The 12,826-nt window shown below is 36.5% G+C and carries 13 protein-coding genes; 6 read left to right on the top strand and 7 right to left on the bottom strand.

Annotation, left to right across the window (positions count from 1 at the left end):
- Nucleotides 1–683: 683 nt before the first annotated feature.
- Nucleotides 684–1,763, top strand: coding sequence for a tRNA 2-selenouridine(34) synthase MnmH (gene mnmH / locus J7E63_RS00005; RefSeq protein WP_215009752.1), 1,080 nt, complete (start codon nt 684–686; stop codon nt 1,761–1,763).
- Between the two features lie 115 nt (nt 1,764–1,878).
- Here mnmH and sda read toward each other — a convergent pair whose 3' ends face one another.
- A complete protein-coding gene (gene sda, locus J7E63_RS00010; protein ID WP_088088631.1) occupies nt 1,879–2,013 on the bottom strand; it encodes a sporulation histidine kinase inhibitor Sda in 135 nt (44 codons plus the stop codon).
- Between the two features lie 256 nt (nt 2,014–2,269).
- Here sda and J7E63_RS00015 point away from each other — a divergent pair, with 256 nt between their 5' ends.
- The gene (locus tag J7E63_RS00015) at nt 2,270–2,473 is read left to right on the top strand and encodes a DUF6501 family protein (RefSeq protein WP_168244777.1); all 204 of its coding nucleotides are present in this window, start codon (nt 2,270–2,272) and stop codon (nt 2,471–2,473) included.
- A gap of 87 nt (nt 2,474–2,560) precedes the next feature.
- A complete protein-coding gene (locus J7E63_RS00020; protein WP_215009753.1) occupies nt 2,561–3,148 on the top strand; it encodes a GNAT family N-acetyltransferase in 588 nt (195 codons plus the stop codon).
- Nucleotides 3,149–3,202: 54 nt separating this feature from the next.
- On the opposite strand, the gene J7E63_RS00025 is transcribed toward J7E63_RS00020, so the two are convergent.
- On the bottom strand, nt 3,203–3,796 hold the full coding sequence (locus J7E63_RS00025) for a YhcN/YlaJ family sporulation lipoprotein (protein WP_215009754.1): 594 nt from the start codon (nt 3,794–3,796) through the stop codon (nt 3,203–3,205).
- A gap of 117 nt (nt 3,797–3,913) precedes the next feature.
- Between J7E63_RS00025 and crcB the strand changes: the two genes are divergently transcribed.
- Both crcB and J7E63_RS00035 read left to right on the top strand, forming a co-directional pair.
- On the top strand, nt 3,914–4,306 hold the full coding sequence (gene crcB, locus J7E63_RS00030; RefSeq protein ID WP_215009755.1) for a fluoride efflux transporter CrcB: 393 nt from the start codon (nt 3,914–3,916) through the stop codon (nt 4,304–4,306).
- Nucleotides 4,303–4,653: a fluoride efflux transporter FluC gene (locus J7E63_RS00035; RefSeq protein WP_215009756.1), complete on the top strand. Its 351-nt coding sequence runs from the start codon at nt 4,303–4,305 to the stop codon at nt 4,651–4,653. Before crcB ends, J7E63_RS00035 begins: the two co-directional genes overlap by 4 nt.
- Nucleotides 4,654–4,693: 40 nt before the next feature.
- Here the strand turns inward: J7E63_RS00035 and yidC are convergent, their stop codons facing one another.
- The 5 genes from yidC to J7E63_RS00060 all read right to left on the bottom strand — a co-directional run bounded on the left by yidC (nt 4,694) and on the right by J7E63_RS00060 (nt 9,966).
- Nucleotides 4,694–5,488 carry a membrane protein insertase YidC gene (yidC, locus tag J7E63_RS00040; RefSeq protein WP_168244772.1) on the bottom strand — a complete coding sequence of 265 codons (795 nt, stop codon included), beginning with the start codon at nt 5,486–5,488 and terminating at the stop codon, nt 4,694–4,696.
- A gap of 30 nt (nt 5,489–5,518) precedes the next feature.
- Nucleotides 5,519–5,809, bottom strand: coding sequence for a hypothetical protein (locus J7E63_RS00045; RefSeq protein ID WP_088088624.1), 291 nt, complete (start codon nt 5,807–5,809; stop codon nt 5,519–5,521).
- Nucleotides 5,810–5,956: 147 nt separating this feature from the next.
- Complete coding sequence (gene pflA / locus J7E63_RS00050; protein WP_215009757.1) at nt 5,957–6,706, bottom strand: pyruvate formate-lyase-activating protein; 750 nt, start codon at nt 6,704–6,706, stop codon at nt 5,957–5,959.
- A gap of 246 nt (nt 6,707–6,952) precedes the next feature.
- On the bottom strand, nt 6,953–9,178 hold the full coding sequence (gene pflB / locus J7E63_RS00055) for a formate C-acetyltransferase (RefSeq protein ID WP_215009849.1): 2,226 nt from the start codon (nt 9,176–9,178) through the stop codon (nt 6,953–6,955).
- 335 nt (nt 9,179–9,513) lie between these two features.
- On the bottom strand, nt 9,514–9,966 hold the full coding sequence (locus J7E63_RS00060) for a cupredoxin domain-containing protein (RefSeq protein WP_215009758.1): 453 nt from the start codon (nt 9,964–9,966) through the stop codon (nt 9,514–9,516).
- A gap of 291 nt (nt 9,967–10,257) precedes the next feature.
- On the opposite strand from J7E63_RS00060, the gene mprF reads away from it, so the two are divergent.
- Nucleotides 10,258–12,786: a bifunctional lysylphosphatidylglycerol flippase/synthetase MprF gene (gene mprF / locus J7E63_RS00065; protein WP_251033283.1), complete on the top strand. Its 2,529-nt coding sequence runs from the start codon at nt 10,258–10,260 to the stop codon at nt 12,784–12,786.
- Nucleotides 12,787–12,826: the final 40 nt, after the last annotated feature.

Genomic DNA, 12,826 nt, shown 5'->3' on the forward strand with positions numbered 1-12,826 from the left:
ATAGATTTCACCACTTAATTTTTTATTGTTTGGTTGTGTTAAGAGCAGTGCATCATTGATTTTATAGCTCTGTTGATTTCCGCGGAAGGCACGCAGACTCCTGCGGGAGTACGGGGCAGGGGAGACCCCGCAGGAGCATAGCGACGAGGAGGCTCCCCGGCACGCCCGCGGAAAGCGAAGTGCCTAGAGCGGAAATCAACAGGCCCATTAGCAGGTACAATGAATAATTAAATGCTGAGAATAAAAAATTGCCGAGAAAAATACTCTTTCTCGACAATCTGAGTCTACTCTCAATTGTGAGAGTAGGAAGCCAACCTATCGAAGTGAAGACGGAATAATTATTGAAGGAAAATACTGGTCTATTAAGCTTATAACAAAAGGTAAAGTCTATGAGAGTGAAGGAACCGAAAGCTTTCCGGGAAATTGGAATAAGTTTTGTCATGCCGTAGAAAATTTAACAGGTACACCATTTCACTAGTAGAAAAAATATGGACAACAAGCAGAATTCCCAGCTTCTTGAAAGCTAGTGATATTTCCTGTATAATGGTGTTTATACTTTATTAAGAAAATAAATTCCCATGATATTTACTTTTCTGAAACTTCCCGTTGTGGAAGTTTTGTTTGTTTTCATTAGATATGTTATTTTTCAGATAATATTAAATTTTATAAGGAGCGTAGATGATATGAAGGAAATGACGGTTGAAGAACTTTTTACGACAAAGAACCCAGTAATCATTGATATACGCTCACCGATCGAGTTTAAAGATGGCGCAATTCCGGGAGCAATTAATGTTCCCTTATTTACAAATGAGGAACGACAAGTAATCGGAACCATTTACAAACAAGAAGGGGCGGCGACTGCGAAATGGAAGGCAATGGAAATTGTCTCGCCTAAAATTCCTGAACTCCTTCAAACAATAAAAAAATGCCTTTCAGACGATACGGAACTTATTATCCATTGCTGGCGTGGTGGAATGCGAAGTAAGGCAGTTGTTACATTTTTAGAGTTTGCCGGAATTTATTCTTGGCGACTCGTAGGCGGTTATAAAGCATACCGCCACTATATTCTTGAACAATTGCCTATAATGCTTCCTAACAAAGCAGTCGTCCTCCACGGACTGACCGGTGTTGGTAAAACAGAGGTATTAAAGATATTGAAAAAGAAGGGATATCCAATCTTAGACCTTGAAGAGATGGCGGGCCATCGCGGTTCGATATTTGGAACGATTGGTCTTGGTGACGGTCATAACCAAAAAACATTTGACTCCCTTCTATTTAAAGGTCTTCAAGAAATAAAAGATGCTGATTATTTTCTGGTTGAAGCGGAAAGCAAAAGAATTGGAAAAGCTGTCCAAACTGAAGAATTAATGGATAAAAGAATGCAAGGTATTAACATCAATCTCAACACCCCCATTAATCAACGGGTAAAGCATCTTGTCGCCGAGTATGTACAGCCATACAAGGAAGAACCCTGGTATTTCGAAAAGATTTCTGATGGTATTGAAAAGGTGTTAAGACGTGTTAAAGATCCAGACATTAAAAAATCGCTCATCCAAACGTTAACAGATCGTAATTATCCTGATATGATTCGAATTTTACTTGAACATTATTATGATCCACGCTACGTCCATGCAAAACAAGAGTATGAAGGGGAATTCTTTGAAATATCTGCAGAACACCCTGTTGATGCAGCAGACAAAATTGCTTCAAAACTTAATGGGTTAGGCTTTCGGCCAATTAGAGAGTTAAATAACCAACTTTAATTTAGATTATTTCCAATCGTGATCTTGAATAAATACATGCTGTAAGCTAAATGAAGATAATTTTATTATTGAAAAACCGCTGAATCCTTTCAGCGGTTTTTTCATGGGGTTTATGCTAACGATTTTTAAATGGTTTTAAACCACGCCGTTTGATTTCATCCTTTAAGATCTTAATCCATTCTTTTTCCTTGTCAGACTTTAATGCATCCCGATACGAAACAACCAATTGCTCATTACTCATAATTTTCATTTTTTATGAATGCCTCCTTGGTAAATGGGTTGAATATTCAGTTTTTATAATTGTAATGGTTTACAGTCTTTTTGAGAACCCAAAATTAATAAAATTTGAAAAAAGTTCAAATTTCTTAAATTAAAAACAGATATTTTAGAATTGGTGAAAATAAAAAACTAATACTCTTGGAATTCACGCATGATATGGTTGCACAGAACCGGCCCGATTGATTATACTAGAAATTGGACATTGATCGAAAGGAACGGTGGCAACAATGATTCATCTATCATGGCGTGATCGTGAAACAGTAAAAAAAATAAAATGCGTTCACACGGATGCAAAAAAATACCTTGTCAATAACGCCTTAACGGCTGGGAAAGTCTATGATGTGAAAAATGAGACTGAAGAATTTTATTACATTATTGACAATACTGGAAAAGTAGGCGGCTTCTACAAGGAATATTTCCAAGATGTATAGATAAACAGGACTGTGGAGCATAGCCCGCAGTCTTTTTATATGGAAAAAGTGGTAAAGATACGGCAAATAAAGGGGAGATATTAAATAATGGATAAATTGTGGAACAACCTTTTTTCGTTACAAGGGGAAAATGTAAATTTGATTCCAATCAGTATGGACCATTTAGAGAGCTTATGGGAAGCGGCCAAACCCGATGAAATTTGGACGTATATGGCGACCAAGGTTCGATCGAAAAATGAAATGGAACAAATGATTAAAGCAGCATTGAAAGCTAGAGAAAATGGATCAGAATACACTTTCACCGTTGTAAATAACGAATATCAAGTGATTGGCAGCACCCGATTCTTAGACATATCCCCGCGACATAAAAGTGTTGAAATTGGTTCGACATGGTATCACCCAGATGTATGGCGGACAAAGGTAAATACAGAATGTAAATTCCTGTTATTAACGCATGCCTTTGAAAATTGGAACCTCACGCGCGTTCAATTAAAAACAGACTCTCGAAATAAAAGGTCCCAGCAAGCTATTGCTAGAATTGGAGCAGTAAAGGAAGGGATATTACGAAAAGATCGGATTATTTCCGATGGATACACTAGGGACACGGTCTTTTTTAGTATTCTTTGTCATGAATGGGACAATGTAAGAACTGAGCTTAAATTGAAACTGCAGTGAAGAGTAAGATGCCTAGTCAATTTGCAAGCATTTTACTTCCCGTCCCACTTTATATTACTTCGCATTAGGAAACACTCTGCGGATGGTATCGGAAAACTCATCGATAAAACCTGAAACCGGTCTTCCATTTCGAATATTTCTTGAATAGGTATTCATTCGATCATAAAAATCAGGATTAACAGAAATATAAACATTGTCAATGTCCCGATCAACAGATTTAACTGCTCGAGCAATCTTTTCTTTAATAGCTGAAGTCAATTCATTACGAGCTGAAACGTCCAATTTAGCCGCAACATAAGCATTATTATCGTTTACAATGACTGTTGCGTTGTCTACTTCAGTTAAGTTGTTTACTTTATCAGCAGCTTTGACCGCTACTCTAGTATTGGTTTGATTGCTTCCAACATTGTTATTATTGCGTCCATTGGTAATAGTGTTATAATTTCTGTTACGATCTAATTCCGGATCACTAGTATCTGCACTTGAAATAGCTGGTCCGACCTGATTAGGGTTATTAAAATTCACTCTAGTTATTTCATTTGTATTTCGTTGCCGGGTTGCTACATCACCATCGATATTATTCTTTGCACAACCTGTTAAATAAAGACTCGAAACGAGGGTGGCAATGACGAATAAGCTGTTTCTCATGTTGTATTAACACTCCTTTGTCAAAGTACTACAATTAGGTTGCCATTTTTGTAAAAATCTATCCTAACCAGTCTAAGTTGATAATTATAAAAAGGAAAATGTTTAGGGGTGTGTGCTTTGATTTATTTCTTAGTTGGATTGGGCGGAGTCGTTGGAAGTTTGCTCCGTTATTTATTATCAGTTTTTGCTGTAGTGGTATGGGGGAAAGAATTTCCAATAGGAACCCTTTTAATAAATTTAACAGGTTCCTTTGTATTGGGTTTTATGACAAATCATTTTGTTAGTTCCAATAAGCTTCATCCGTATTTGTTTACCGCACTTACCACTGGTGTCATTGGTTCGTATACTACCTTTTCAACTTTTTGCTTTGAAACGGTTCATTTACTCGAAACAGGAAAATACATATTTGGCTTCCTTTATTTAATTGTTAGTTTATTTGGAGGTCTATTTTTGGCTAAGGCAGGAATGTTACTTAGTGAACAAGCAAAAAAATCGAGGAGACTTATATGATTGAGATTATATTTGTTTCAATTGGTGGTTTTTTTGGAGCAATTAGCCGCTTTGCGATTAGCAGAAACCAAAATAAAACGGGCTTTCCCTCGGCTACCCTAACAGTCAATTTAATTGGTGCTTTTTTATTGGGGTTACTCCTCGGGCTGAATGTAAAAGGGTCATTATATTCCTTAATAGGTATTGGATTTATGGGGTCATTTACGACTTTTTCGACATTAATGCTTGAATCGGTAAAACTTAAAAGGGAAAAAAAGAAAAAGCTTTATTACAGCTATTTGCTAAGCAGTTTCACGATAGGAATCATTCTCGCCTTTTGTGGGCTATTGTTAGGAAGGTGGATCTAAAAAAAGAAGCATCAAAGGATGCTTCTTTTTTACAATCTGATTATTTTTGTTTGACTTGGACTTTTGGTGTTTTATTTATCTGATAAAGACTTTTGCTAATCATAGTTTGTACAATTAGGAATGTACCGCCAACTACCCAATAAAGAGGCAGGGCAGCTGGTGCATTAAAAGAAAACATGACAATCATTAATGGAGATAGCAAACCCATGTATTTCATTTGGTCTTGCTGTGTTGTTGGCATATTGGACTGGGAAACTTTAAACTGAAAGTAGTAAATAACCCCGGCAATGATTGTAATAATAATGTCTGGATTTCCGAGACTAAACCATAAAAACTCGTGGGTTTTAATTTCTTCTGAACCGCGAATCGCATAATAGAAGCCAGTAAGAATAGGCATTTGAATGAGCAATGGCAAACAGCCCATATTTAATGGATTTACCCCGTGCTTTTTATATAGGCCCATCATTTCCGCTTGTAGTTCTTGCTTTTTCTTAGGATCCTTTTCTGTTTTCATCTTTGCTTGAATAACGTCCATTTCGGGTTTTAATACATCCATCTTTTCCTTCATACCCATTTGATTTTTATACTGTCTGAGCATTAACGGCATTAACGCTAGTCTGATAACTATTGTAACAATAATTATGGCCAAACCATAATTTCCGTTAAAGAATTCAGCAACGGAATGGATAGATACAGAAAAAGGATTGACAACATAATGTTGGAAAAATCCAGTATTGTTAGTTCCTTTTTGTGTTTGAGATGAACAAGCCGATAGTAATAATGTTATTAAGCCAAGTAGTGAGAATAATAGTAGTGAAGATCGTTTTGTTTTCATATTTCCTCCTAGAATGTTGTAAATATATTGTTAAGTATAGAGGAAGGAAATAGGCTCTTCAGTATCATCCTGAGAATATTCTTTTCTACGAAAATATATAACAATTCTTTTCAGAATATAGCTTCCATTTAAACAACTTTTCTTACGGTAAAATGCCAATGGGTGAATAATTTCTGTCCTTGCTTGATTAGATAAGGAGCCAAGAAAAGAATATTCCACACTCCAAGCCCATAAGAATTTTAAAGTAATTCCTAAATAAATACTGACGTAAAGGGCATTTAGGGCATTGATATCTGATATATCTATAAGCAATTGAAACAAAAATTATCACCTCACTTAATTGTCAATGATATGAGTATATAGGAGAAAGGGTAAAGAATCAATTTAATAATTGTGATTATACCATATTTTGAAGACATTACTAATTGGACTAATAAGTTCTTAAAAAAACACTGATTCAGAAGTGAATCAGTGTCCAATCGGTGCCTTCCAGTTTGCAGTTATCATTTTATAAGCAAACTCGACTTTTTCCTCTGTAGGTGGTTCGACAGAGTTTAGTTGATATTCAAGTCCTAGAGCTTCCCATTTATAAACACCGAGCTTGTGATACGGCAGGATTTCAATCTTTTGGACATTTTTAAGCGTTCCGATAAATTCACCGAGTTTTTCCAGATCTCCAGGATCATCCGTAACCGTAGGGACAAGCACATGGCGTACCCAAACCGGAACTTGATGGTCTGATAAAAATGTTGCAAATTCAAGAATATGATCGTTGGCCATTCCAGTTAACTGGATATGTTTTTTTCGGTTAATATGCTTCAAATCGAGAAGGATTAAGTCAGTATACTGTAAGAGTTCTTCAAGCTGTTCAATAAAAAGCTTGGAATGGGAGAAACAGCCACCAGAAGAATCAATGGTAGTATGAATCCCTTTCTTTTTGCATTCCTTGAACAATTCTATTAAGAAAGGAATTTGCAACAGTGGTTCTCCACCGCTTACTGTAATACCGCCACCCGACGATTGAATGAAGGGGAGGTAAGACATTAGATCATCCATGATATCGGAAACAGCCATTTCTTTGCCGCTGCCGATTTCCCAAGTATCAGCATTATGGCAAAACTGGCACCTTAATAGACAGCCTTGTGTAAAAATTACATATCGGATCCCTGGTCCGTCGACTGTCCCTAATGTTTCGATTGAATGAATATTTCCGTTCATGATGATGATCCCCCTTTAATTTAATAGGAGCCCGATAAAAAGGGCTCAGGAAATTACAAAATAATTATTTCTGGAAAACACTAAACTTGTTCTCTGAATCCAGCTCCAGCGCCCAGCGGCTAGTGGACTTCGCTCTCCGCCCTACGATAAGTCAACATCGAATCGCTACGCTCTCCGTGTTTCCTTTATCTCAGGCGGAGAGCTCCAGTCCATACGCCGCTAAACGGGCACTTCCGCCTTTTGTCCTTATAATGATTCGTGGAAAGTACGATTAATAACGTCTAATTGCTGTTCTTTTGTTAATTTAATAAAGTTTACTGCATAACCAGATACACGGATTGTTAATTGTGGATAAAGCTCTGGGTGTTCCATTGCATCAATTAATGTTTCTCTATTAAAGACGTTAACATTTAAGTGATGACCTGATTTGATAGCATATCCATCTAGGATGGATACTAGGTTGCGCACTTGGCTTTCTTCTTCTTTACCTAAAGCTTTAGGCACGATTGAGAAGGTATTTGAAATTCCATCCATTGCATAGTTGTAAGGAAGTTTTGCAACAGAAGAAAGGGAAGCTAATGTTCCTTTTGTGTCACGTCCATGCATTGGGTTAGCCCCTGGTGCAAATGGTTCTCCCATTCGACGGCCATCAGGTGTGTTACCAGTTTTCTTACCATATACCACATTTGATGTAATCGTCAAGACTGAAAGTGTATGAACAGAGTCACGGTAAGTCTGGTGCTTGCGAAGCTTTTTCATAAAGGTTTTAAGAACTTCAACAGCAATCGCATCCACACGGTCATCGTTGTTTCCGTATTTAGGGAAGTCTCCATTCGTTTCAAAATCAACCGCAAGACCATTTTCATCACGGATTACCTTAACTTCACCATATTTAATGGCACTAAGTGAGTCAGCCACAACAGATAGGCCAGCAATACCAGTTGCCATTGTGCGAAGGATCTTGGTATCATGTAACGCCATTTCAATTCTTTCATAGCTGTACTTATCATGCATATAGTGAATTACATTTAACGTGTTAATATAAAGACCAGCAAGCCATTCCATCATAAGATCAAACTTTTGCATGACTTCTTCATAATTTAATACTTCAGAAGTAATTGGCTGATATTGTGGTCCAACTTGGATTTTTAATTTTTCATCAACACCGCCGTTAATGGAGTAAAGAAGTGCTTTTGCTAGGTTTGCACGAGCTCCGAAGAATTGCATCTGCTTACCAATTTCCATAGCGGATACACAGCAGGCAATCCCGTAGTCATCGCCATATTCTGGACGCATAATATCATCGTTTTCATATTGAATGGAGCTAGTTTTGATTGACATTTTTGCACAATACTTTTTAAAGTTCTCAGGTAACTGCGGTGACCATAAAACCGTTAAGTTTGGTTCTGGTGCAGCACCTAAATTATCTAATGTATGAAGGAAACGGAAAGAGTTTTTCGTTACAAGAGAACGACCATCATTTGCCATACCGCCAATTGACTCAGTTACCCATGTAGGGTCACCGCTGAATAATTCATTATAATCTGGTGTCCGCGCAAATTTAACGAGACGAAGTTTCATAATAAAATGGTCAACAATTTCTTGCACAGCTTCTTCAGTTAATGTACCGTTTTGTAAGTCTCTTTCTACGTAAATATCTAAGAACGTTGATACACGACCAAGGCTCATCGCAGCACCATTTTGTTCCTTGATCGCTGCTAAGTAACCAAAATACACAAACTGGAATGCTTCAGCAGCATTTTTAGCAGGCTGGCTGATATCAAATCCATAGCTGTTTGCCATTTCCTTCAGTTCTTTTAACGCACGAATTTGTTCAGCGAGTTCCTCGCGAAGACGCATGTTAACTTCAGTCATTACTTTGCTTGTGTTCTTTTGATCCTTGTGCTTTTCTTGGATTAAGAAATCAACACCATAAAGGGCAACCCTACGGTAATCACCGATAATACGACCGCGGCCATATGCATCAGGAAGTCCAGTTATGATTGCAGCTTTACGTGCAAGCATCATTTCATCGGTATAGGCATCGAAGACACCTTGGTTGTGAGTTTTACGGAACTCTGTAAAGATTTTTTCAATTTCAGGGTTTAATTCGTAACCATAAGCCTCACAAGCTGCTTTCGCCATGCGAATGCCACCAAATGGCTGCATAGAACGATTAAAAGGTTTATCAGTTTGTACACCAACTATTTTTTCAAGATCTTCATTAAGATATCCAGGACCATGAGATGTAATAGTAGAAACGGTTTCTGTGTCCATATCCAATACTCCGCCATTTTCCCGCTCTTGCTTTGTTAATTCCGTTACTTGATCCCAAAGTTTAGTGGTTGCTTCAGTTGGACCTGCTAAGAACGAGTCATCTCCTTCAAAAGGAGTAAAGTTTTTTAGGATAAAATCGCGAACGTTAACTTCTTTTGACCATGCACCTTTGGTAAATCCATTCCATTGTTCCATCATATTTCACCTCATATTTTTTATAAAAGCTATATAACAGTTTTGGTATTTACTTTATGAATAGAGTATAACAGATGTATTGTGAAAAAAGGTACGTATAGTAGTAACTAATTGTTAAGGTTTTGTGAAGTCTGATTTAAAGGGATATTTTTCATTATCATAGGCTGATTAGTTCTGACATTTAGATTAAGAAATATAAACTGTACTATAATTATTAAGGGTAACAGACAAACTGTTATATAGAAAAAATCCAATAATAACAAGGTGTCAATGGTATTAATTAATAAAACAGAACTACAATTGGAATAAAAAAAGCAGGAGAGAGATCTCCTGCGTTAATCTACCACAATATAAGCAATCATTGGGCCATTTTGTGACCGGTCTGAATGAATCTCACAAATCAATCGATAGGTTCCCTCTTTTTCAAACTGGAGCGGAACAATGGTTTCTTCTCCTTTTTTCACTATCCCTTTTATTTTTGTTCCTTCTATATAAAAAGGATGCTCTTCACCGTTAATCCCATTAATAAATAACCTTACTTTTTCGTTTTTTTCTAAGAAAACTGTACCAGGATCCCAGCGGTAAGCCTCCATTTCTTTTCCATTTTTCATTTTTGTACTGAATTCCGCAGTGACCATGTGAATTTCACGGATTTTTGCTTTTCCTTGCTGATTAAAGACAGTTGTATCTCCAGCTTTTAACATGAACCATGCCGATAGCGAAACAAGTACAACACCAATAGCTGCAAAAAATAGTAGTGTTTCTTTTTTAAATACTACAAATTTCATTTGCTACCCCCTCGTATATTTGTCCTACTTTATTCATATGCCTATTAGGTGAGCAAACTTGTCTCTTTTTTATTATTTTTGTACTTTTTTTGATAAATAAATCTCTTTACTCTTGATCCTCTATCGATGGTTGAACATTTAAAAAAATGTCTACAATGAGTATTAATACCCAGCAATGTGAGGAAATATTTCTTTGTTTTTCCTATAGAAAAGTTTATAGTAAAATCAGGAATTAAAAGAACACTTGCGGAGACTAGGTTGAATTAGCTGAAAAATTAGGTGGTTAGCTTGTTGGGGATTCGAAAAGAAAAGATTTTAAAAATCGCTAAATTTATTTTCCCGTTGTTACTGTTAATCTTTGCAATTATTGAAATAAAAAAATTCACCCAAAACTTAAATATGCAGTTACTGAAGGATGAACTAAATCATCTTAATATCGGACTTCTTCTATTAATAATAGCAATTACCTTTGTCGCTGTTTTACCAATGTTGCTATATGATGTGATATTAGTCAGGATATTAAAATTGAAAGTCCCAATTCGGGATCTTTTGGAACAATCATTCATTGCGAATTCCTTTTCAAATTTAATCGGCTTCGGTGGATTAATAGGGGGAATGTTAAGGACGTACTTCTTTCATAAGCTCGAACAGGACAAGCGAAGGCTTTTGGGGGTTATTGCTTCTGTATCCTTATTTTATTTAACTGGGGTATCAGTTTTATCATGGATCGTTATAATAAAACATCGAAATTTTCCACTATTTGTTGATACAAGATGGCTCTATTTTGCAGTTCTTGGGGTCGGTTTATACTTACCGATTTTTATAATCATCCATATGATTAAGTCAAATAAGGGCAGTCAGTCACTATTAAGTACAAAAATTACTTTGAAGCTTATCTTGGTTTCAATTATCGAATGGCTCGCGGTCTTTTTTGCAATTTTGATCTTATGCAAGATTTTAGGGATTTCAATTACTGCAGAAAGTCTATTTCCTGTCTATATTGTAGCTGCTTGTGCAGGCATCATTAGTATGATTCCAGGAGGGCTAGGGTCCTTTGATTTAGTGTTTATTTGGGGGATGCAAGAGTTATTTATTCCCGAAGAAAAAGTGCTTGTTTTGCTTTTATTTTATCGGATTGGGTATTATTTTTTACCATTCCTTTTAAGCCTTGTATTCTTTGTTAAGCTTTATTGGGAAAAATGGAACCAAACCTGGAATGATCTTCCTAAAGCTGTTGTCCAAGGATTTAGTCATGTCTTGTTAACGATGCTTGTTTTTTTATCAGGTTTAATCTTGCTTTTATCTGCAAGTATCCCTGGAATTATGTCCAGACTAAAGGTAGCCCAGGAGCTTTTGTCGTTTCCAATCATTAACGTATCACACCAATTATCGGTGGCTGCAGGGTTCTTGTTACTAGGATTATCTCGAGGAATTGAATATAGTGTGAAGAGAGCGTATGAGTTAACAATGTTCGCTCTAATTCTAGCGGCATTGTTCTCTATTTTTAAAGGGATTGATTATGAGGAAGCGATATTTTTAATTATCGTCGCCCTTTTACTTAGGATGTCAAAAGGTCAATTTTATCGTGAGAGTTATGTACTGACATGGGGAAAAACGATCTTTGATATTACGATTATTCTAATGATTACTGCAATGTATCTCTTAATAGGGTATGCAAACCTACCGATCTCAAAAATAGAAATCCCTTCCAAGCTTTTGCCTTATGTAATTGTCGATTATCGGGATTTATTTACGAGTGCTGTTATAGGACTTGTCATTGCTTTATTAATACTTATGTTTGGCTATTTAATCAGCTTGCCTAAAAAGTGGTCATTGGAGAGGTCCAATGGTCGAGATAAAGAAATTATTGCTCATTTAACCAAGTATCAAGGAAAGGTACTTTCCCATTTAATTTTTTTACATGACAAATTAATCTTTTGGAACAGTAAAAAGAATGTTTTATTATCCTATCAACAATATGCAGACAAGTTAGTTATTCTCGGCGACCCGATTGGGGAAAAAAACGAATTATCAAATGCAATTGAGGAATTTCAGGAAATAGCCGATTTACATGGTTTTACTCCTGTTTTTTATCAGGTAAGTGACGATATGCTTCCGTATCTCCACGGCCATGGCTTTGTTTTTTTTAAATTGGGTGAAGAGGCGTTTGTTGATCTGAAGAATTTTTCCCTTTCAGGAAACAAAATGAAGGGCTTACGGACATTAAGAAATAAATTTGCTCGAGCAAACTATTCTTTTGAAGTAGTTGGCCCTCCATTTTCACCAGGGCTGGTGGAAGAACTTAGAGAAATTTCTAATGAGTGGCTTCTAGGGCGAACTGAGAAGGGTTTTTCTTTGGGGTTCTTTGATGAAGAATATTTAAATAAGGCGCCGATTGCCATTTTAAAAGATGAAAATATGCAAACACTTGGCTTTATGAGCATTATGTATGTTTACGATGACTATCAGACGATATCTGTTGATTTAATGAGATTTAGACCCGAAGTATCATCAGGTACTGTTGATTATCTCTTCCTCTGTTTATTTGATTGGGCAAAGGAACAAGGGTACGGCCGCTTTAATATGGGGATGGCCCCACTTGCGAATGTAGGATTATCAAGGTTTTCCTTTCTAGGCGAGAAAATTGCTGCGCAAATTTTCCTGCACGGACACTTTATTTATCATTTCCAAGGTCTGAGAAAATTCAAGCAGAAATATACAAACATTTGGGAGCCTAAATACTTGGCTTATCGCAGAAAATCGTCATTACCTTTAATAATGGCTCAAATAACTTTATTGATATCAAAAAAACGAAATTAGAACTAGTACCGGCGGAAGATACCTGCCGGCTTTTCTTTTT

Source organism: Bacillus sp. ISL-75 (assembly GCF_018613095.1).